This window comes from Citrobacter sp. CK181 (assembly GCF_030333595.1).
Lineage (GTDB): Bacteria > Pseudomonadota > Gammaproteobacteria > Enterobacterales > Enterobacteriaceae > Citrobacter_B > Citrobacter_B koseri.
This window is the reverse complement of the sequence record NZ_JAOWFN010000014.1, coordinates 20,642-42,979: the sequence shown is the minus strand read 5'-3', so window position 1 is coordinate 42,979 and position 22,338 is coordinate 20,642. Positions and strand designations below refer to the sequence as shown.

Genomic DNA, 22,338 nt, shown 5'->3' with positions numbered 1-22,338 from the left:
TTTAGATGAAGATAATCGTTACGCTTTGTCATCACCCCTTATTTTCAGCAGCTATATTTCAACCGACAGAACGCGTAATTTAATGGCAAACCAGCCGGAACCAGGAGTCAATTCAGATGGTTACAACGTTATTAAATGCAGTGAACCGTATGCTGACGCATGAAGATTTTGGCAAGTTTCTGTTACGCCTCGCAGTAGGGGGGCTGATGCTGTTTCACGGCCTGCATAAACTGTTCGACGGTATTGATGGCATTAGCAATATGCTGATTGCAAAAGGATTGCCCGGGTTTATCGCCTATGGCGTGCTGGTGGGCGAGGTGATTGCGCCTTGCCTGATTGTGCTGGGTATTCTTACACGTCCTGCCGCGCTGGTACTGGCATTGACGATGGTGGTGGCGTGGTTAATGGTCGGCACCGGAAAAACCTGGCAACTGGATGCCGTCGGCGCATGGGCGATAGAAAGTTTAGTTTATTTCTTTACTGGCGCGCTGGCGGTGGCGTTTCTGGGGGCGGGGCGGTTCTCTGTTGCGGGAAATTCGGCCTGGCGGTGAAGAATTGCCGGATGGCGGCGTAACTGCCTTACCCGGCCTGCCGAAAAATGGCAGGCCGGATAAGCGAAGCGTCATCCGGCAATGAGAGCTTATGCCAGAACTAAATCGCCCTGCGGATGGCAGGAGCAGGCCAGTACATAACCGTCGGCGATTTCCGCATCGGTCAGCGTCATGGTGCTGCTGACCGTATATTCACCGGAAACCACTTTGGTTTTGCAGCAGCCGCACACGCCAGCACGACATGCCACGGTCACCGGAACTTTATTGCTTTCCAGCGCGTCCAGCAGCGTGGTGCCGACAGGCGCGTAAAACTCCTGCGCCGGTTGCAGTTTGGTGAACTTCAGACCCTCCGTTGCCGCTTCGGCAACGGGCGTAAAGAACTTCTCTTTAAAGAAGCGCGTTACGCCGAGCGCTTTCACTTCCTGCTCAACCATGTCCATATACGGCGCCGGGCCGCAGGTCATGACGGTGCGCGATGCCAGGTCCGGCACGTTTTTCAGTAATTCAGTGGTCAGGCGACCCGCCACGAAACCGTGGGTCGCATTGTTCTCCGCCACCAGCGTGACCGGGTACTGACGCCATTCCTCAGCGAAAATCACATCCTGCGGCGAACGCACGTTGAAGATCACCTGCACATCTGCCTGCGGGCGGTATTTTGCCAGCCAGCGACGCATCGACATAATTGGTGTGACGCCGCAACCGGCCGCCAGCATCAGGAACTTGTCTTCGGCTTTGTCTTCACAGATAAAGTCGCCCATCGCATCGGACAGCCAGATATAGTCGCCGCGTTTCACCTCGCGGGTTAACCACTGTGAACCTGCGCCTTCATCAATGCGACGGATCGTCAGCGTAATGTACTCGCTCACGCCCGGCGTGGACGAAATGGTGTAGGCCCGCAGCGTATCCGCAGAGTTGCGAACGCTGACCAGCGCATACTGACCGGCACGGTACGGATAGTGATCGTGACACAGTAATGAGAGAGTCCACACATCCGGGGTTTCCTGATGGATGTGATGTACCTGCATCCGCCACGGACACTGAGTGGTTGGCATCGTCATTCTAAAACTCCTTACGCGCTCAACAGTTGCTGCATATCTTCTTCAACGGTGGTGACCTGACGCAGGCCAAATTTCTCGTTGAGGACAGCCAGCAGATCCGGGGTGAAGAAACCTGGCGCAGTCGGCCCGGTTACGATGTTTTTCACGCCCAGAGACAACAGCGTCAGCAGGATGACGATCGCTTTCTGTTCGAACCAGGAGAGCACCAGAGACAGCGGCAGGTCGTTCACGCCACAGCCCAGTTTTTCTGCCAGCGTGACGGCCAGAATGATGGCGGAGTAAGCGTCGTTACACTGACCGGCGTCAACCAGACGCGGCAGACCTTCGATGTCGCCGAATTCCAGTTTGTTGAAGCGGTATTTACCACAGGCCAGCGTCAGAATCAGGCAGTCATCCGGTACGCTGGTCGCGAAATCGGTGAAGTAGTTACGTTCGCCACGCGCGCCGTCACAGCCGCCCACCAGGAAGATGTGACGCAGTTTTTCGCGGCTGACCAGGTCGATCAGGCTGTCTGCTGCGCCCAGCAGCGTCTGGCGACCGAAACCAACGGTGATCAGATGCGGGATTTCGCTGTACGGGAAGCCTGCCATCTGCTGCGCCTGAGCGATAACCGGAGAGAAATCTTCGCCTTCCAGGTGGTTTACGCCCGGCCAACCGACGATGCTGCGCGTCCAGATACGGTCGTCATACGCGCCAACGGTCGGGTCAATGATGCAGTTAGAGGTCATCACGATAGGGCCAGGGAAGCGGGCGAATTCAACCTGCTGGTTCTGCCAGCCGCTGCCGTAGTTACCGACCAGGTGTTTGAATTTACGCAGTTCCGGGTAACCGTGCGCGGGCAGCATTTCACCGTGGGTATAGACGTTCACGCCAGTCCCTTCGGTCTGCTCCAGCAGGTTGTACAGATCTTTCAGGTCGTGACCGGAGATCAGGATGCACTTACCTTCAACCGCTTTCACGTTAACCTGAGTTGGGGTCGGGTGGCCGTATTTGGTGGTTTCACCGGCATCCAGGATGCTCATCACTTTGAAGTTCATCTGGCCGATTTCCATAGAACATTCCAGCAGAGCGTTCATATCGGAAGGCCAGGTGCCCAGCCACGCCATGATTTTGTGGTACTGCGCGTAGATGTCGTTGTCATACTGACCCAGAACGTGGGCGTGCTCCATGTACGCTGCCGCACCTTTCAGGCCATACAGGCAAAGCAGACGCAGGCCGAGGATGTTCTCGCCAATAGCGGCTTTGTCTTTGTTCGGGGTGAACTCGGCGGCCTGACGTTGCAAATCGCCCAGATCGTCGCTGACCAGTTGCAGGTCGGCCATCGGATTGTTTACCGTAGCGCTTGCATCGATGTTCTGGCACTGCGCTTTCAGCGATTCGCGCAGGGCGATCGCTTCACGGGCATAGCCGACGATACGCGGAGAATCGAAGTTAACGTTGGTCAGAGTAGAGAAAAATGCACGCGGGGCAAAGTTGTCAACGTCATGATCGATGATGCCATATTCACGGGCTTTAACAGCCCATGCAGACAGACCTTGCAGGGACGCAATCAGCAGATCCTGGAGATCGGACGTTTCCGCTGTTTTACCGCACATACCCTGCGCGTAGGAGCAGCCGTTCCCCGCCGGAGTACGGATGGTTTGTTCACATTGCACACAAAACATGGTCACACCTTTTTTAAAGTTATATTTAATATACATGTTTAAGGTTATGCCTGCGCGCAAAGGGATAAAAGTGATTTCTTACATAATTTACAGGGAGATTGATTTAGCGCAATTTTGGCGGCAGGGTTCTACCGCCAGGGAGGTATCAGGCTGAGAAAAAGGCCATCAGGATTGGCACCAGCAGGCTGAGGATAAAACCGTGAACGATGGCGGCAGGCACCATCTCCAGACCGCCTGTACGCTGAAGTACCGGCAACGTGAAGTCCATCGACGTGGCGCCGCATAACCCTAACGCGGTGGAGCGACTGCGACGAACCAGACCGGGGATCAGCATAATCGCTATCAGCTCGCGCGCCAGATCGTTAAAGAAAGCGGCGCTGCCAATTACCGGGCCGAACGATTCGGTCAATAAAATGCCGGACAGGGAATACCAGCCGAAACCCGATGCCATTGCCAGTGCGGTTTTGATCGGCAGGCCGAGAATGAGCGCATTGATGACTCCGCCGAGCATAGAGCTGGCGACCACCACCACGGCGACAATCATCCCCCGGCGATTCAGCACAATCTGTTTTAAGGTCATGCCATTGTTTCGCAACTGGATGCCGATCAGGAATAATAAGAAGATCAGCGTATATTCGCTGGCTTCCGTGGCGTGTTTGAGAAATGCCAGCCCGCTGAGGCCAAGCAGAAAACCCAGCACCACGACGCCGCATAATTTAAGTGACTCAAGTGCCATCGCGATACGTGAAGGTAATTTCTCCTGCTGGTGGTTGTGTCGCCACGGTAGCGAACGTTCCAGCCAGAATAATGCCGCGATGTTGCACAGCAAAATAACGGTAATACTGACAGCGGAATAATGAAAAATAGCGAGCAAATTACTGGCGAGATTATCCAGGAACGCCAGGCTGATCCCCATAAAAAAGAGAATGACGTAGACAATCCAGCTTAACAGCCGGTTGATCAGTTTTAATGCGGCCTGATGCTGAAGCGGAATGAGGTAGCCCACAATCAGTGGAACCAAAATGATTAAAAGTCCTGAAAACATGAACAACCGGGTCCTTTATATGCGAGACAGCGCAATGACACTACCCAATAAAGGCGGTCAGGTAAAGGAGCAAAAAAAAGCCGGGTGGCGTTAACGCTTACCCGGCCTGCTTATTGTACTGTATCGCAGGTCGGGTAAGGCGTAGTCGCCACCCGACACCACGGACTTCACTCAATTAATCGCGTTTTTCAAGCAGCGTGCGGTACAGCACGCCACCCAGAATACCGCCGATAATCGGCATCACCCAGAACAGCCACAGTTGTTGTAATGCCCAACCGCCCTGGAAGATCGCAACCGCGGTGCTGCGCGCCGGGTTCACAGAAGTGTTGGTGACCGGAATACTGATCAGGTGAATCAGGGTTAACGCCAGACCAATGGCGATTGGGGCAAAACCCGCCGGGGCATGTTTGTCCGTCGCGCCATGAATGACCAGCAGGAAACCGGCGGTCAGCACGATTTCAATGACGATGGCGGAAAGCATGGAATAACCGCCAGGGGAATGTTCGCCGTAACCGTTAGAGGCAAAACCGCTGGCAGCGGCATCAAAGCCTGCTTTACCGCTGGCAATCAGATACAGTACCGCCGCAGCAATAATACCGCCGACAACCTGAGCGATAATATAGCCAATGACCTCTTTTGCCGGAAAACGACCGCCAGCCCATAAACCTAATGTCACTGCCGGGTTAAAATGTCCGCCGGAAATATGACCTACGGCGAATGCCATTGTCAGTACGGTCAGACCAAAAGCCAGCGCGACACCCGCAAAACCAATTCCCAGTTCAGGGAATGCCGCAGCCAGAACGGCGCTTCCGCAGCCACCGAAAACGAGCCAGAATGTACCGAAACATTCGGCTGCTAATTTTCTAAACATAACCACCTCAAATAATAAAATTAACCACATTGAATATGCGGCTGTTTTTTTATCGTCATAAAAGGGTGACGACATAATGCAGGAAACTGTATTTTAAGAACGAACGTCACCCAATCACCAGTTAAAAAAATTCAGTTAGTTTGATTTAGGGCAATGTGGTGTGAATCCTTGTTCTGATTTGTCTTAATAAAGAGTGTAGTGCACGGACTTAATGCTGCAATTATCACGCCATGCAACGGATTTTGTCGTTATACTGCGGAAAGGATAAGTTGTTCATTTCTGGAGGATACATGATTCTCGAACGCGTTGAGATTGTGGGTTTTCGCGGGATCAATCGATTATCGTTGATGCTGGAGCAAAACAACGTGCTGATTGGGGAGAACGCGTGGGGGAAATCCAGCCTGCTGGATGCCTTAACTCTGCTGCTGTCGCCAGAATCGGAACTGTATCATTTCATCCGCGAGGATTTCTGGTTTCCCCCCGGAGATATTCAGGGACGTGAACATCATCTGCATATTATCCTCACTTTCCGTGAATCTCAGCCAGGCCGCCATCGGGTGCGTCGATACCGCCCGCTGGAGGCATGCTGGTCTCCCTGTCAGGATGGCTTTCACCGTATTTTCTACCGTCTGGAGGGGGAGAGCGCGGCAGATGGCAGCGTGATGACGCTGCGCAGCTTCCTTGATGGCGACGGCCACCCGCTACCGATCGATGATATTAATCGCCAGGCACACCATCTCATTCGTTTGATGCCGGTACTGCGCCTGCGCGATGCGCGCTTTATGCGACGCATCCGTAACGGTACGGTGCCCGATGTTCCCGATGTTGAAGTTACCGCCTGCCAGCTGGACTTTCTGGCGCGAGAGCTGGCGACCCGTCCGCAGAATTTAACGGACGGGCAGATCCGCCAGGGGCTTTCGGCGATGGTACAGCTGCTGGAGCACTACTTTTCCGAGCAAGGCGCGGGGCAATCCCGTCATCGGTTGATGCGTCGCCGTTCGAACAACGAGCAGCGTAGCTGGCGCTATCTGGACATTATTAACCGGATGATCGACAAACCCGGCGGCCGAACGCATCGCGTGATCCTGCTGGGGCTGTTCTCCACGCTGTTACAGGCGAAAGGGACGCTGCGGCTGGATAAAGATGCCCGACCATTATTATTGGTTGAAGACCCGGAAACGCGTCTGCATCCGATTATGCTGTCGGTGGCATGGCAGTTGTTGAATCTTTTACCGCTGCAACGTGTGGCAACGACCAATTCCGGCGAGCTGCTGTCGCTGACGCCTGTGGAGCACGTTGTCCGTCTGGTGCGTGAATCTTCACGGGTCGCGGCCTGGCGACTGGGGCCTGGCGGGCTGAGCGCGGAAGATGGTCGCCGCATCGCCTTTCATATTCGTTTTAACCGGGCCTCGTCGCTGTTTTCCCGCTGCTGGCTGCTGGTGGAGGGCGAAACGGAAACCTGGGTTATCAACGAACTGGCGCGCCAGTGTGGGCACCACTTCGATGCCGAAGGGATTAAAGTGATCGAATTCGCCCAGTCAGGCCTGAGACCGCTGGTAAAATTCGCCCGCCGGATGGGGATTGAGTGGCATGTGCTGGTGGATGGCGACGAAGCCGGGAAAAAATATGCCGCAACGGTGCGCGGTTTGCTGAATAACGACCGGGAAGAAGAGCGTGAGCACCTGACGGCATTGCCTGCTCTGGATATGGAACATTTTATGTATCGGTCAGGATTTGCTGATGTCTTTCATCGGGTGGCGCAAATACCGGAAAACGTTCCAATGAATATGCGGAAAATTATCTCGAAGGCGATCCACCGCTCGTCAAAGCCTGATTTAGCCATTGAAGTGGCGATGGAGGCCGGGCGACGCGGCGTTGACGCGGTGCCGACGCTGTTCAAAAAAATGTTCTCCCGCGTACTCTGGCTGGCGCGCGGGAGAGCGGATTAACGGCGAAACAGCCGCGACATCTGTGGCGGAATGCAGTCCAGCAATGGATAGCGACGGCGATATTCGGCGCGTTTTTCAGTGTTTGTTTATTTACCGTTAAGGTTTATCTTCCCACTCTGGTGGATATCTCGGGGAATGTTGGATCGTTATGAAGCTCAAGGGAAAAATGAAAAAGCGCTATCTTCTCATCGCCCTCATTATCATCGTGGCGATGTTTACGCTCTGGCGAACGTTAAATGCGCCGCTACCCCACTATCAAACGCTGATTGTCCGTCCGGGCGACCTCCAGCAGAGCGTGCTGGCGACGGGGAAACTGGATGCGCTGCGCAAAGTGGATGTCGGGGCGCAGGTCAGCGGCCAGCTTAAAACGCTGTCGGTCGCAATTGGCGACAAGGTGAAAAAAGATCAGCTGCTTGGCGTTATCGATCCTGAACAGGCGGAAAACCAGATCAAAGAGGTGGAAGCCACGCTAATGGAATTACGCGCTCAGCGCCGACAGGCTGAAGCCGAGTGGAAACTGGCGCGCGTCACCCTGTCACGCCAGCAACAGCTGGCGAAAACCCAGGCGATTTCGCGACAGGAACTGGATACGGCCGCGACGGAAATGGCCGTCAAACAGGCGCAAATCGGCACGATTGACGCGCAGATTAAACGTAATCAGGCTTCTCTTGATACGGCAAAAACCAACCTGGATTACACCCGCATTGTCGCCCCGATGGCAGGCGAGGTGACGCAAATCACCACCTTGCAGGGACAGACGGTGATTGCCGCTCAACAGGCGCCAAATATCCTGACGCTGGCGGATATGAGCACCATGCTGGTGAAGGCGCAGGTTTCCGAAGCGGACGTTATTCACCTGCGTCCCGGACAAAAAGCCTGGTTTACCGTTCTGGGCGACCCTCAGACCCGCTATGAAGGCGCGCTGAAAGATGTCCTGCCCACGCCTGAAAAAGTGAACGACGCTATTTTCTATTACGCGCGTTTTGAAGTTCCTAACCCGAAAGGGATTTTGCGCCTGGACATGACCGCACAGGTGCATATTCAGCTCACGGACATTAAAAACGTGTTGACGATTCCGCTGGCGGCGCTTGGCTACCCGGTCGGCAACAACCGCTACAAAGTCACGCTGTTGCGTAACGGCGAAACCCGTGAACGCGAGGTGTCGATTGGCGCGCGTAACGATACTGACGTGGAGATCGTCAAGGGGCTGGAAGAGGGCGATGAGGTGGTGATCAGCGAGAGCAAACCTGGAGCCGCGCAATGACGGCATTGCTTGAGCTGAGCAATATTCGCCGTAGCTATCCGTCAGGTGAAGAACAGGTCGAGGTGCTGAAGGGCATCTCCCTGCAAATTCATGCCGGAGAGATGGTGGCGATTGTCGGCGCGTCCGGTTCCGGTAAATCGACCCTGATGAATATCCTCGGCTGTCTGGATAAACCCACCAGCGGCACCTATCGGATTGCGGGGCGGGATGTCTCCACGCTCGACAGCGACGCGCTGGCGCAACTCCGCCGCGAACATTTTGGTTTTATCTTCCAGCGTTATCATTTGCTCTCACATCTGACGGCGGCGCAAAACGTTGAGGTGCCCGCCGTTTATGCCGGTACGGAGCGCAAACGACGGCTGGAGCGGGCCGAAGAGTTGCTGCAACGGCTGGGGCTGGGCGATCGGGTGGATTATCAGCCTTCACAGCTCTCCGGCGGGCAACAGCAGCGGGTGAGTATTGCGCGCGCGCTGATGAACGGCGGGCAGGTGATCCTCGCCGATGAACCGACGGGGGCGCTCGACAGCCATTCCGGCGATGAAGTGATGGCGATTCTGCATCAACTGCGCGATCGGGGGCATACGGTCATTATCGTGACCCACGACCCGCAGGTTGCCGCTCAGGCCGAACGGGTGATTGAAATCCACGATGGCGAGATCGTGCGTAATCCGCCGTCGCAGAAAACGCAAGCGGGGCAAGGCATCGCAGAGCCCGTCGTCAAAACGGCCTCCGGCTGGAGCCAGTTTGTCAGCGGATTTCGTGAGGCGCTCACGATGGCGTGGCTGGCGATGGCTGCCAATAAAATGCGCACCTTGCTCACCATGCTGGGGATTATTATCGGGATTGCGTCGGTGGTGTCGATCGTGGTGGTCGGCGATGCGGCAAAACAGATGGTACTGGCGGATATTCGCGCCATTGGCACCAATACTATCGATATTTACCCCGGTAAAGACTTCGGCGACGACGATCCGCAATATCAGCAGGCGCTGAAATATGACGATCTGAACGCGATTCAGAAGCAGCCGTGGGTAACGTCCGCGACGCCTGCCGTATCGCAAAATCTGCGGCTTCGCTACGGCAACATCGACGTGGCCGCCAGCGCCAATGGCGTCAGCGGCGACTATTTTAACGTCTACGGCATGACCTTTAGCGAGGGGAACACGTTCAACAGAGAGCAGTTGAATGGCCGGGCACAGGTGGTGGTGCTCGACAGCAACACGCGGCGTCAACTTTTCCCCAATAAAGCGAAAGTGGTGGGCGAAGTGATCCTGGTCGGTAATATGCCTGCAACGGTGATCGGCGTGGCCGAAGAGAAACAGTCTATGTTCGGCAGCAGTAAGATCCTCCGCGTCTGGCTGCCGTACAGCACGATGTCCGGGCGGGTGATGGGGCAGTCATGGCTGAACTCCATCACCGTTCGGGTGAAAGAGGGATTTGACAGCGCGCAGGCTGAGCAGCAGCTTACCCGCCTGCTGACGCTGCGCCACGGGAAGAAGGATTTCTTTACCTGGAATATGGACGGCGTCTTGAAAACCGCCGAAAAGACCACACGTACTCTTCAACTGTTCCTGACGCTGGTTGCGGTGATCTCACTGGTGGTTGGGGGGATCGGCGTAATGAACATTATGCTGGTTTCCGTCACTGAACGAACCCGGGAGATTGGCATCCGTATGGCGGTAGGCGCGCGCGCCAGCGATGTGCTGCAACAGTTCTTAATTGAAGCGGTGCTGGTGTGTCTGGTCGGCGGCGCGTTGGGGATCGGGCTGTCGATGCTGATCGCCTTTACGCTACAGATGTTTTTACCCGGCTGGGAAATCGGCTTCTCGCCCGTCGCGCTCCTGACGGCGTTCTTGTGCTCGACGTTTACCGGGATACTGTTTGGCTGGTTGCCCGCACGTAATGCGGCACGACTCGATCCGGTAGATGCGCTGGCGCGGGAGTGAATCTTGCCGGATGTTTGTCCGCCGGGTAAGGCGCGTCAGCGTCGCCATCCGGCAAAAAGCAATGGCGCAGAAATAAAAATGCCAGCCGATCGGACTGGCATTTTGACTGCGGGATGTACACAATGAGACAGAAGAGCTATGCAACGGCTTCTGCTTCGATGGGCACGATGACACTGGCATGATTGCCTTTTGGCCCCTGGTGGACATCAAACCGGACAGACTGCCCGGCTTTAAGCGTTCTGTAACCATCCATTTGAATGGTGGAGTAATGGGCGAAAATATCTTCGCCGCCGCCTTCAGGGCAGATGAAACCAAACCCTTTGGCATTGTTGAACCACTTTACAGTACCCGTTTCCATGCTTCGACATCCTTCGTAAATCTTATATAAGTAAGATGGAATGAACCGGTGGCGGAGTGGGGGCTGTTCAAAACCTCGCCAACTCTCGAAACTACAATTTAGAGAAATCAGGCGGGGCGTCAAGCGCCAGGCGGGGTGGATGGGGTAAAAATGAATCAAAAATTTGAAGCAGTTAACGCTATTGCCGGTAATGTGACAGATGTCGCGGATGACAGAGATAGATGATAGTTATCTATTAATTGGGGTAGATTGATTGCGTGCATAGGCTCTTGTCAGCGGCAGTACGTTCTGCCGGTAACCGTAACCGAAGATGACGACTGACAATGGGTAAGACGAACGATTGGCTGGATTTTGACCAGCTGGCGGAAGATAAGGTGCGCGACGCGCTAAAACCGCCATCTATGTATAAAGTGATATTAGTCAATGATGATTACACTCCAATGGAGTTTGTTATTGACGTGTTACAAAAATTCTTTTCTTATGATGTAGAACGTGCAACGCAACTGATGCTTGCGGTTCACTATCAAGGTAAAGCTATCTGCGGCGTATTTACCGCCGAGGTTGCGGAGACCAAAGTGGCGATGGTGAACAAGTATGCGAGGGAGAACGAGCATCCGTTGCTGTGTACGCTGGAAAAAGCCTGAATGCAGGCGTAAAAATTGGGGGAGGTGCCTATGCTCAATCAAGAACTGGAACTCAGTTTAAACATGGCTTTCGCCAGAGCGCGCGAGCACCGACATGAGTTTATGACCGTCGAGCACTTGTTACTGGCGTTGCTCAGTAACCCATCGGCCCGCGAAGCGCTGGAAGCGTGCTCCGTGGATTTGGTGGCGCTCCGTCAGGAACTTGAAGCCTTCATTGAACAAACCACACCCGTACTGCCTGCCAGCGAAGAAGAGCGCGACACACAGCCGACGTTGAGTTTTCAGCGCGTGCTGCAACGTGCGGTCTTTCACGTTCAGTCCTCCGGGCGCAGTGAGGTAACTGGCGCGAATGTGCTGGTGGCTATCTTCAGCGAACAGGAATCCCAGGCGGCTTATCTGCTGCGTAAGCATGAAGTCAGCCGCCTCGACGTGGTGAACTTTATTTCTCATGGGACGCGAAAGGACGAGCCGAGTCAGTCTTCTGACCCCGGCAATCAGCCAAATAGCGAAGAACAAGTTGGCGGGGAGGAACGTATGGAGAACTTCACGACTAACCTTAACCAGCTTGCTCGCGTGGGCGGAATAGATCCGCTGATTGGTCGTGAAAAAGAGCTGGAGCGTGCCATTCAGGTGCTGTGTCGCCGCCGGAAAAATAACCCGCTGCTGGTGGGTGAGTCCGGCGTCGGTAAGACGGCGATTGCCGAAGGTCTGGCCTGGCGTATTGTCCAGGGCGATGTGCCGGAAGTGATGGCGGATTGCACCCTCTACTCGCTGGATATCGGCTCGCTGCTGGCAGGTACCAAGTATCGCGGCGATTTCGAAAAACGTTTTAAAGCGCTGCTCAAACAGCTGGAACAGGACACCAACAGCATCCTGTTTATTGATGAGATCCACACCATTATCGGTGCGGGTGCGGCGTCGGGCGGCCAGGTGGATGCCGCAAACCTGATTAAACCGCTGCTCTCCAGCGGTAAGATCCGCGTGATTGGTTCCACGACGTATCAGGAATTCAGCAACATTTTCGAGAAGGACCGCGCGTTAGCGCGTCGCTTCCAGAAAATTGATATCACTGAGCCGTCCGTGGATGAGACTGTGCAGATCATCAACGGCCTGAAACCGAAGTACGAAGCGCACCACGATGTTCGCTACACGGCGAAAGCGGTGCGTGCGGCGGTAGAGCTGGCGGTGAAATACATCAACGACCGTCATCTGCCGGATAAGGCGATTGACGTCATCGACGAAGCCGGTGCGCGTGCTCGTCTGATGCCGGTCAGCAAGCGCAAGAAAACCGTCAACGTGGCGGATATTGAGTCCGTTGTGGCGCGCATCGCGCGTATTCCTGAGAAGAGCGTCTCGCAGAGCGATCGCGATACGCTGAAAAACCTCGGCGACCGCCTGAAAATGCTGGTCTTCGGGCAGGATAAGGCAATTGAAGCGCTGACCGAAGCGATCAAAATGAGCCGTGCGGGTCTCGGTCATGAACATAAGCCTGTCGGTTCGTTCCTGTTCGCGGGGCCTACCGGGGTAGGGAAAACCGAGGTAACGGTACAGCTCTCCAAAGCGCTGGGTATTGAGCTGCTGCGGTTTGATATGTCCGAGTATATGGAACGCCACACCGTAAGCCGCCTGATCGGCGCGCCTCCGGGATATGTCGGTTTCGACCAGGGCGGTCTGCTGACCGATGCGGTTATCAAACATCCGCATGCGGTTCTGCTGCTGGATGAAATTGAGAAGGCGCATCCAGATGTCTTTAACCTGCTGTTGCAGGTGATGGACAACGGCACGCTGACGGACAACAACGGGCGTAAAGCGGATTTCCGCAACGTGGTGCTGGTGATGACCACCAACGCCGGTGTGCGTGAAACTGAGCGTAAATCGATTGGCCTCATCCATCAGGACAACAGTACGGACGCGATGGGTGAAATCAAGAAAGTGTTTACGCCGGAGTTCCGTAACCGTCTCGACAACATTATCTGGTTCGATCACCTGTCTACTGAAGTGATCCATCAGGTTGTCGATAAGTTTATTGTCGAGTTGCAGGTTCAACTGGATCAGAAAGGCGTTTCCCTGGAAGTGAGTCAGGAAGCGCGTGACTGGCTGGCTGAGAAAGGCTATGACCGCGCGATGGGCGCACGTCCAATGACGCGCGTCGTCCAGGACAACCTGAAAAAACCGTTGGCAAACGAGCTGCTGTTCGGTTCGCTGGTTGGCGGCGGCCAGGTGACCGTTGCTCTGGATAAAGAGAAAAATGAGCTGACGTATGGCTTCCAGAGTGCGCAAAAGCACAAACCGGAAGCCGCGCATTAATCTCGTAACCGGTAAAATCTGAACGCCAGTCGCGTTCAGATAAACTCGCTAAAATCCGTAATCTCTTTTGAGGTTACGGATTTTTTTGCCGTCATGCCCCGGATACCTGGAAACCCTTTTTTTGAGTGTTTTTTTAACGCTATGATTTTTATGTGTTTATATTAGGTGGCGATAAAAGGGTATTTAATCATTTCGTTGATATTTTTCTTTATTAACACCATGATAGCGACGAACTGCTTCAGTTCACTGCCGTACAGGCAGCTTAGAAAATCCGTACCAAACGCAAAGGTGTTATTTTTAAGTTCACTGCCGTACAGGCAGCTACCACACCACAAATGTAATTATTTATTTTGAAAGCTCTTTTGTTGATTTTTATCATTTCATCTGCCGGAGCCTCATCAGTACTATCGATAACACATAAAATGACGGGGTTTAAATAGATATGTCTGCAAATTCAATTATGCCTTCGGATTTAAAAACCATTCTGCACTCTAAACGCGCCAATATATATTATCTTGAAAAATGCCGTGTGCAGGTAAATGGTGGGCGAGTTGAATACATTACGAGTGCAGGTAATGAATCATATTACTGGAATATTCCTGTCGCGAATACTACGGCGGTGATGCTGGGTATGGGCACGTCAGTGTCACAGGCGGCGATGCGGGAGTTCGCAAGGGCTGGCGTGATGGTTGGCTTCTGTGGCACTGATGGTACGCCGCTTTATTCCGCAAATGAAGTTGATATTGATGTGTCATGGCTGTCACCGCAAAGTGAATATCGGCCGACTGAATATTTACAGCATTGGGTCTCTTTCTGGTTTAAAGAAGAAATAAGACTGATCGCGGCAAAGATGTTTCAGAAAATAAGATTGCAGCAAATAGAAAAATATTGGTTAGCTCCATCATCACAGAAAATATTTCAGCCAGACCGGGAACGATTAAATGATATTATCACGCGCGCGGATGAGTCTATGGCGCAAGCAGAGGATCATACTCATTTAATGCTCAAAGAGGCGCAATTAACAAAAGCGCTGTATAAACTGGTGAGCCAGACCGTTGGATATGGCGATTTTACCCGAGCAAAACGGGGCGGTGGTCTGGATATGGCGAATCGGTTTCTGGATCAGGGTAATTATCTGGCATACGGATTAGCGGCTGTTGCGGCATGGGTTACAGGGCTCCCACACGGCCTGGCGGTTATGCACGGTAAAACGCGTCGCGGCGGCCTGGTCTTTGATTTGGCCGATCTTATCAAAGACGCGCTTGTCATGCCGCAAGCGTTTATCGCGGCAATGGAGGGGGAGGATGCACAGGCGTTCCGCCAGCGCTGTATTAATAGATTTCAGCAGTCTGATGCTTTAGATTTAATGATCACCACGCTTCAGGACACGGCGCGACAGTTGGCTGAGGATAGCGAATGAATGTGCTGATTATCTCTCGCTGCACCAAACGCGCTCGCGAGGAGAGTTGCCGTATACTCGATCAGTTTGCTGAGCGAACGGGAGTGGCAAACCATCATCACCTTAGAAGGCGTTAATACGCTGCGCCGTTTATTACGGAAAACCGCAAGGCGTAATACTGCGGTTGCCTGCCACTGGTTGAAGAAAAACGGGCAAATGGAATTGCTATGGATTGTCGGCAATATACGTCGTTTTAATGCGCAAGGGCGTGTTCCTACCAATCGAACCACACAAACGCTTATCACGAACAACGATGAACATCGGTGGCGATGTGCGGAAAGCATTGCGCTGTTAGCAGCGATTGCGGGCTTGTTTCATGATTTTGGTAAGGCAGGGTTCTGTTTTCAGGAAAGCCTGACGAAAAAAACAGCTAAAAGTTATCAACCTTATCGCCATGAATGGGTTTCGGTACGCCTGTTTCAGGCGTTTGTCGGTGAGCAACATGATGAACAGTGGCTGGCAAAACTCGGTGAGTTGTCTGCGGATGACGACGCTGAACTTCTGGCTCGATTGCGCAAGGATAACCCCTGCTATTCTGACAGCCCTTTTCGTACGCTTCCACCGCTTGCCAGCGTCGTCGCCTGGCTAATTTTGTCTCATCACCGTCTTCCTGAAAACCTGCGTGGCGACAACGAGCTGGAGGGATGTCAGAGCTGGCTTGAAAATCAGCTTAATGCAGACTGGAACGCCGTGAATCATATAAAAGAAGGGTGGCGAGACGTCGATTTTCGCAATGTCTGGGTTTTTCCATCAGGCACGCCTGTACAAAGTCGCGTCTGGCGGGAGAAAGCTCGTCAGATCTCCCGACGCGCTAAGAATGCTGCGGCATTAAAACAGTGGGGACAGATGGATCAACTGTTCACGCTGCATATGGCGCGTTTTTGTCTGATGCTGGCCGATCACTTCTACTCTTCCAGCCATCCTCACCCAACGTGGCAAGATCCTGATTATTGTGTATGGGCAAACAGCGATCGGAAAAATGGCACGCTAAAACAACGGGTTGATGAGCATCTGACCGGTGTCGCGCATCACGCATTGCTTCTGGGGAGACAACTGGTGCGTGTGCGTTCGTCGCTTCCGGCGATTGCAAGGCATAAAGGTTTTCGTGAGCGTTCAGGTAATCCGCTTTATCACTGGCAAAATAAAGCCTGGGATGTAGCTGCCGCGCTGCGTGAACGGAGTCGGGAAGAGGGTTTTTTCGGCGTCAATATGGCCTCGACGGGCTGCGGGAAGACGTTTGCCAATGCACGAATAATGTATGCGCTGGCTGATGAGCAGGAAGGCTGTCGCTTCACCGTGGCAATGGGGTTACGCACGCTGACGCTGCAAACCGGCGATGCGTTGCGTAATCGACTGAAGCTGGACGACGATGACCTGGCGGTACTGATTGGCTCGGGTGCGGTGAAGCAGTTGTGGCAGAAGGAAAAAGAACCGGAACCAGACAGGGATAGCGCCTCGGCGAAGGCATTGTCTGAAGAACAGCAATATGTTCATTATGACGGCAGTGTGCAAACGGGGGCGCTGGAAAAATGGTTGAGCGGCGACAGGAAATTGTCGGCGTTAGTCAGTGCCCCTGTTTTAGTGACAACCCTCGATCATTTGATTTCGGCGACGGAAGGCGTGCGTGGCGGGAAGCAGCTACCGGCGATGTTGCGCTTGCTGACCAGCGATCTGGTGCTGGATGAACCTGATGATTTTGATATTGCCGATCTGCATGCCGTTTGCCGCCTGATGAACTGGGCCGGGATGCTGGGAACCCGCGTGCTGCTCTCGTCGGCAACGCTGCCGCCGGATCTTATCCAGGCAATGTTTGCCGCCTGGCTTGCCGGGCGCAAAATATGGCAGGCGTCCTGCGGCGCGTCAGAGAAACCGATGAATATTTGCTGCGCATGGTTCGATGAAAAAGGCGCGAAGGTGGAGCACATCGCGGATGGACGCAGCTTTAGCATTGCGCATAAAACATTTGTTGAGCAGCGGGCGGCAATGCTGGCGGCAAAACCTCGTCTGCACTTTGGGCGTATTTCGCCCGTATCTCCAGTGTCGCCAGAGGTGAGCGATGTCATTACCTGCGTGGCTCGCACCGTGCATACGGAAATGCAGGTTTTACATCACGCGCATAAAGAGACGCATACCGGTGGTAAGACCGTGTCATTGGGTTTAGTCCGGTTCGCGAATATCGATCCGCTGGTCGCTGTCGCAAAAGCGTTAATGGCGATCCCTTCGCCGCAGGATGTCTGTATCCATTATTGTGTCTACCATGCCCGGCACCCGCTGGCGGTGCGTTCAGCCATCGAAAAATGTCTGGATAGCGCATTTACTCGCCATCAGCCCGATACGCTCTGGCAACATCCAGATATTGCAAAAGCCCTCAATCTCCGCCCGGAGAAGCATCACCTTTTTGTCGTGTTAGGGACTTCCGTTATGGAGGTTGGCAGGGACTGGGACAGCAGTTGGGGCATCATCGAACCCAGCTCTATGCGATCCATTATTCAGTTCGCCGGGCGTATACAGCGCCATCGACGCGTCGTTCCAGAGAACGAAAACCTGGTGATTCTCAGCAGTAATATTAAAGCGCTGAGAAAGCGCTCTCCCGCTTTTTGTAAGCCGGGATTTGAAAATAAGGATCATCCATTAGCCAGTCACGATCTGCGTGAATTATTACCTCCGCAGGACTATCAGACGATCACTGCATTGCCACGTATTTTGCCTGCAAATGGTGAAAATAAACTGGCGGAACTGGAGCACATGCGGCTCAGGGAAGAATTACTCAGCAGTAAGAGCCGGCAGATTATTGCCGCAAACTGGTGGCGTAAACCGCTCACCTGGAATGCCTGGCTACAGCGTAAGACACCGTTTCGTCAGTCGCAGCCGGAAGCCAGATTTTTTCTGCATATGGAAGAGGAAGAGAGTGAGCCTTATTTCGCATTTCATACCGAAAACGGCAACATCAAGGCTTCCGATAAATTTGTTCTTCAGGACGTTGAGTATGCAGAGGGAACAGACCATTGGGGATGTACGGACTACCGCCAGGTGTTGCTGGCGTTGGCCGATGCCCAACAGACTGAGATTAACCGCGTAGGTGAAATTTTCGGTGAGATCAGCGTACCTGTAAATGAAGAGGATGTGACGAGCGACTGGCGTTACCACCCGTGGTTGGGTGTTTACAGGGATATTAATTAAGAACGTCGGGAGCAGTTATGACAACTGAAGCACTGACCCATTTTATTACCGATTACATTGCCTCGCGAAGGCAGCCAAAGCTGGAAGCCTTTGAAAAAGAGGCTGCAAAGCGACTGGCGCAGGGAGAAGATGCCAGTACCATCGCCCTGGAACGTCAGACGCTTGAGGCACGCTATCAACCGCAAAATTGGTTGACGGATGCGGCAAGGCGAGCAGAGCAAATTAGCCTGGTGACGCATGCGGCTAAATTTACCCACGGGGATTCAAAAAGCAGCAGCATATATCGCGATACCGTGGGTGAAGAGGGGTATTTAAGCACTGCGTCGCTTAAGAACCTCCCGACGGATGCCGTTGGAAACGCCGCCGCGCTTGACGTCGCGAAATTGTTGCAAACCGACGTCGAGGGTGACTCGCTGCTGGCCTGCCTGAAACGGGGTGAACATCAACCGCTTCACGCTTTTGCTGAGAATGACGCTCAACTGACGCAGTGGGTGGAAGGGTTTAATCGTGCGTTAACGCCCACTCAGCCGGCATCGCATAAACTCGCTAAACAGGTCTATTTCCCCGTAGGCAATGATTACCATCTGTTGTGTCCGTTGTTTGCTACCTCGCTGGTGCAGGTGTTGCATGAAAAACTCGTCGCATCTCGCTTTGGAGAAGAGGCGAAAGCGGTACGCGATGCGCGCAAAGCGGGTAAATGGCATCCGCAGCCCGATGTTCGTTATCCAGACATGGCTGAAATGCATTTTGGCGGTACCAAGCCACAGAATATTTCTGCGTTGAACAGCGCGCGCGGTGGGCGTATCTGGCTGCTGTCGTCGCAGCCGCCTCAATGGCTGAATCTGGATAAAGCGCCGCAAAATATGCGCAATCTCTTTGCGTTGCGCGGCGCGTTTAATCGGGCCGCGTCAGGTATTGTTTCCCGTATGGTGTTTCTGCTGAAAGAAAATACTGAGAAGAATAATCACGCTATTCGCAATGCGCGAGCAGCGTATGTTGATGAGCTTATCGACCTTCTTTTCATGCATGCCGCCACTTTCCAGCAGGCGTCCTGGCAAGGCTGGACGCGAAATAATACCGATCTCCCCCTCCATCAGCAGCTTTGGCTCGATCCCTGGCGCGGCCAGACGGATGAAACTTTCCGTCTTGAACGTGACAAAGACGACTGGCAAATAAGCGTTGCGGATGATTTCGCACGCTGGCTGAACTATCGGCTGAATAAGGCGCGTCTGGATGTGGGGCTTGTTGAGCGCCGGGAATGGCGGACGCAATCGCTGTTTCGCCAGCGGATGCGGGAAATGGAAGCGATTTTGCGGGAGGCGCTGAAATGCGTTATCTGATTTTATTGCCCCATATCCGTATTGAAAATGCGAATGCCGTTGCCGGGTTAACCTGGGGGTTTTCCGGCGATAAGCCATTTCCTGGGGTACGTGCATGCGCTTTCCCGTAAAATGCGCGCCACGCATGGCGTGCATTTTGATGGCTGCGCGGTGATCAGCCATCATTCTCATGTTCAGGCATATTCCTCGGGGCGTGACTATCAGTTTGCGCTTACGCGTAACCCTTTGACTAAAGAAGGGAAAACGGCCTCGTTCAATGAAGAAGGAAGAATGCACCTTACCGTCTCCCTGGTGATTGAGTGCCAGGGTGAAATCGTGAATGGCGAATACGGCAAAGAGGCGTTTTGTTCGCAGTTGAAAATGCTGTGTCAGAGCCAAAAGCTGGCGGGCGGAAGTATTGTCAGTCTGCGCGATCCGCAGGTATTTCCTGCGCCGGATGATGAAAAACAGCTCCGTCAGATCCTCTGGCGGCTGATGCCGGGTTTTGCTCTTTGCGACCGCAGCGAATGGCTGACAACGCATTATCACCAGCGTCGACAACAACAGCCGGAAAGCACATTACTGGATACCTGGTTAGATTTTGCCGCAATCCAGTACCGCGCTATACCACCGGAAGAGGGGGACAACGCTCAATGGGAATATCAGCCTAAGCCGATGCCTGGTTATCTGGTGCCGCTGATGTGCGGCTATCAGCGTATTTCTCCGCTTTATTCCCCAGGAGAGGTTGCCAGTGCGCGCGATAATTCGACGCCGTTTGCGTTTACCGAGGCGGTGTATGGCGTAGGAGAATGGCGTGGGTTGCATCGTGTTACGGATATTCAGCCGCTTCTCTGGCGCTACCGCACAACCGACACGGGCTACTATTGCTCTGCAATGCCTGTCGCAGACGACTTTACGTTTAACGAAGACGACGATTTAGAATAAGGACATGACTATGGCAAAGGCTCCTGTATCTGTAAAAACCGCTTCCGTACTGGCATTTGAGCGCAAACTCGCTACGTCTGATGCGATGATGTATGCGGGTAACTGGCAAAGCGATCATTGGCAACCGATTGAAATTCAGGAAAAGGCGGTTCGAGGAACGATTTCCAATCGGCTGAAAAATGCGATTTCCAGCGATCCGGCGAAGCTGGATGCGGAAATTCAAAAAGCAAACCTGCAACGTGTGGATATTGCGGCCTTACCGGCAGATGCCGACACCTTGAAAGTGGTGTTTACGCTGCGCGTGTTGGGTAATTTATCTACGCCATCGGTATGTAATGATATGGCATACCAGGATGCGCTTCAGCAGGTTATTGATGGCTATATCAATGAGTATGGATTTGGTGAACTGGCGCGCAGGTACGCCACGAATCTGGCAAACGGACGTTTCCTGTGGCGCAACCGCATTGGCGCTGAGCAGATCCAGGTGAATGTCGCGGCCAGTGGGCAGGAATGGATTTTTAACAGTCACAACTATTCCCTGCGTGAGTTTGAGCAGGAAGATGCTTCGCTGAGCCAACTGGCGGCGATAATCGAAAAAGGATTAAGCGGTCAGGAATGGGTCATGCTGACTGTCGAAGCGCAGGTGCGTCTGGGCGCCGGGCTGGAGGTTTTTCCTTCGCAGGAACTGGTGCTGGACAGTAACAGCAGTAAAAGCAGGGTGTTATACCAGGTCAGTGGTGTTGCGGGCATTCACTCGCAGAAAATCGGCAACGCTTTGCGTACCGTCGATACGTGGCACCCAAAAGTAGAAGAATTGGGCGCGATTGCGGTAGAACCCTATGGCTCAGTAACCAGTCGTGGCGTAGCGTGTCGCCAGCCGAAGGATAAAATGGATTTTTATACCTTACTGGATAACTGGGTCACTAAGGGTATGAAACCGGATGCCGCTCAGCAGCATTATGTGATGGCGGTACTGGTTCGCGGCGGCGTATTTGGTGAGAAAAGCGAATAAGGAGCGATGATGGATCACTATCTTGATCTCCGTGTCCTGCCAGACCCCGAATTTAATACTGAAATGCTGATGGCGGCGTTATTTGCCAAACTGCATCGTGCGTTAGGCGCAAGGGGAAAGGGGGATATTGGCGTTAGCTTCCCCCAGTTTGGCGTGACGCCAGGATCGTGCTTGCGTCTTCATGGTTCGTTATCGGCGTTACAGGAACTTGAGGCCGGTTCATGGCGTAAGGGGCTGAATGATTATTGCCAGTGTATGGCGGTAACGCCTGTTCCGGCTGTAAAAGGCTGGTGCACGGTGAGTCGGGTGCAGGTGAAAAGCAGCCCACAACGGTTATTGCGGCGTTCCGTCAGGAAGGGATGGTTGACGGAAGAGCAGGCGCAACTGCGCCTGGTGGAGTCAACCGAACAGCATAGCGATTTGCCTTACCTGAACGTTAAGAGCTTGTCGAATCAGCAACAATTTCGGGTGTTTATTCGCCACGGTGAACTGCGTTCTGAACCTGTTAGCGGGACATTCACAAGCTATGGATTAAGTTCTACGGCGACCATTCCCTGGTTCTGAGAAGCCTGATGGCGCTTCGCTTATCAGGCCTACAGAGCTCCACTCGTAGGCCGGATAAGGCGTGTGCGCCGCTATCCGGCGATGTGCAATAGGCGAAAAAAAAGCCCGTACTTTCGTACGCGCTCTTTTCTGAATATGGCGGTGAGGAGTCACTTCGTTTATCAGGCAACGTAGGCCGGATAAGGCGCGAGCGCCGCCATCCGGC

16 protein-coding genes and 2 pseudogenes are annotated in these 22,338 nt (G+C 53.6%); 13 read left to right on the top strand and 5 right to left on the bottom strand.

Annotated elements, in window-relative coordinates; translation table 11 throughout:
* Window positions 1-116 precede the first annotated feature (116 nt).
* Complete coding sequence (locus tag OGW17_RS13755; RefSeq protein ID WP_071259530.1) at window positions 117-551, top strand: DoxX family protein; 435 nt, start codon at window positions 117-119, stop codon at window positions 549-551.
* 89 nt (window positions 552-640) lie between these two features.
* Here the strand turns inward: OGW17_RS13755 and hcr are convergent, their stop codons facing one another.
* From hcr to aqpZ, 4 genes are all read right to left on the bottom strand, one after another.
* Window positions 641-1,609 carry an NADH oxidoreductase gene (hcr, locus tag OGW17_RS13750; protein WP_024130488.1) on the bottom strand — a complete coding sequence of 323 codons (969 nt, stop codon included), beginning with the start codon at window positions 1,607-1,609 and terminating at the stop codon, window positions 641-643.
* A gap of 11 nt (window positions 1,610-1,620) precedes the next feature.
* Window positions 1,621-3,273 carry a hydroxylamine reductase gene (gene hcp / locus OGW17_RS13745; protein WP_071260105.1) on the bottom strand — a complete coding sequence of 551 codons (1,653 nt, stop codon included), beginning with the start codon at window positions 3,271-3,273 and terminating at the stop codon, window positions 1,621-1,623.
* A gap of 145 nt (window positions 3,274-3,418) precedes the next feature.
* Window positions 3,419-4,318 (bottom strand): LysO family transporter, encoded by a 900-nt coding sequence (locus OGW17_RS13740; RefSeq protein WP_012133055.1) that lies wholly within the window; start codon window positions 4,316-4,318, stop codon window positions 3,419-3,421.
* Window positions 4,319-4,493: 175 nt separating this feature from the next.
* A complete protein-coding gene (aqpZ, locus tag OGW17_RS13735; protein WP_024130486.1) occupies window positions 4,494-5,189 on the bottom strand; it encodes an aquaporin Z in 696 nt (231 codons plus the stop codon).
* A 290-nt stretch (window positions 5,190-5,479) separates the two neighbouring features.
* Between aqpZ and OGW17_RS13730 the strand changes: the two genes are divergently transcribed.
* The 3 genes from OGW17_RS13730 (at window position 5,480) to macB (ending at window position 10,345) form a co-directional block, all read left to right on the top strand.
* On the top strand, window positions 5,480-7,138 hold the full coding sequence (locus OGW17_RS13730; protein WP_049009763.1) for an ATP-dependent endonuclease: 1,659 nt from the start codon (window positions 5,480-5,482) through the stop codon (window positions 7,136-7,138).
* 166 nt (window positions 7,139-7,304) lie between these two features.
* Window positions 7,305-8,402, top strand: coding sequence for a macrolide transporter subunit MacA (gene macA / locus OGW17_RS13725; protein ID WP_373876003.1), 1,098 nt, complete (start codon window positions 7,305-7,307; stop codon window positions 8,400-8,402).
* The gene (macB, locus tag OGW17_RS13720) at window positions 8,399-10,345 is read left to right on the top strand and encodes a macrolide ABC transporter ATP-binding protein/permease MacB (RefSeq protein ID WP_047457825.1); all 1,947 of its coding nucleotides are present in this window, start codon (window positions 8,399-8,401) and stop codon (window positions 10,343-10,345) included. Before macA ends, macB begins: the two co-directional genes overlap by 4 nt.
* Window positions 10,346-10,481: 136 nt before the next feature.
* Here the strand turns inward: macB and cspD are convergent, their stop codons facing one another.
* On the bottom strand, window positions 10,482-10,703 hold the full coding sequence (gene cspD / locus OGW17_RS13715) for a cold shock-like protein CspD (protein WP_000447499.1): 222 nt from the start codon (window positions 10,701-10,703) through the stop codon (window positions 10,482-10,484).
* 150 nt (window positions 10,704-10,853) lie between these two features.
* Here cspD and OGW17_RS13710 point away from each other — a divergent pair, with 150 nt between their 5' ends.
* From OGW17_RS13710 to cas6f, 9 genes and pseudogenes are all read left to right on the top strand, one after another.
* On the top strand, window positions 10,854-10,928 hold the full coding sequence (locus tag OGW17_RS13710) for a hypothetical protein (protein ID WP_213164981.1): 75 nt from the start codon (window positions 10,854-10,856) through the stop codon (window positions 10,926-10,928).
* Window positions 10,929-11,026: 98 nt separating this feature from the next.
* Window positions 11,027-11,347, top strand: coding sequence for an ATP-dependent Clp protease adapter ClpS (gene clpS / locus OGW17_RS13705; RefSeq protein ID WP_012133050.1), 321 nt, complete (start codon window positions 11,027-11,029; stop codon window positions 11,345-11,347).
* A 30-nt stretch (window positions 11,348-11,377) separates the two neighbouring features.
* Entirely contained in the window at window positions 11,378-13,654 is a 2,277-nt protein-coding gene (gene clpA, locus OGW17_RS13700) for an ATP-dependent Clp protease ATP-binding subunit ClpA (RefSeq protein WP_012133049.1), read from the top strand.
* A gap of 442 nt (window positions 13,655-14,096) precedes the next feature.
* A complete protein-coding gene (gene cas1f, locus OGW17_RS13695; protein ID WP_071259524.1) occupies window positions 14,097-15,074 on the top strand; it encodes a type I-F CRISPR-associated endonuclease Cas1f in 978 nt (325 codons plus the stop codon).
* Window positions 15,071-18,293: pseudogene (cas3f, locus tag OGW17_RS13690) on the top strand (type I-F CRISPR-associated helicase Cas3f). Before cas1f ends, cas3f begins: the two are co-directional and overlap by 4 nt.
* A 17-nt stretch (window positions 18,294-18,310) precedes the next feature.
* Window positions 18,311-19,633, top strand: coding sequence for a type I-F CRISPR-associated protein Csy1 (gene csy1 / locus OGW17_RS13685; RefSeq protein ID WP_071259522.1), 1,323 nt, complete (start codon window positions 18,311-18,313; stop codon window positions 19,631-19,633).
* Window positions 19,621-20,557 (top strand): annotated as a pseudogene (csy2, locus tag OGW17_RS13680) (type I-F CRISPR-associated protein Csy2). The gene csy1 and the pseudogene csy2 overlap by 13 nt, the downstream one beginning before the upstream one ends.
* A gap of 10 nt (window positions 20,558-20,567) precedes the next feature.
* Complete coding sequence (gene csy3 / locus OGW17_RS13675; protein ID WP_071259520.1) at window positions 20,568-21,569, top strand: type I-F CRISPR-associated protein Csy3; 1,002 nt, start codon at window positions 20,568-20,570, stop codon at window positions 21,567-21,569.
* A gap of 9 nt (window positions 21,570-21,578) precedes the next feature.
* Window positions 21,579-22,133 carry a type I-F CRISPR-associated endoribonuclease Cas6/Csy4 gene (cas6f, locus tag OGW17_RS13670; protein ID WP_071259518.1) on the top strand — a complete coding sequence of 185 codons (555 nt, stop codon included), beginning with the start codon at window positions 21,579-21,581 and terminating at the stop codon, window positions 22,131-22,133.
* Window positions 22,134-22,338: the final 205 nt, after the last annotated feature.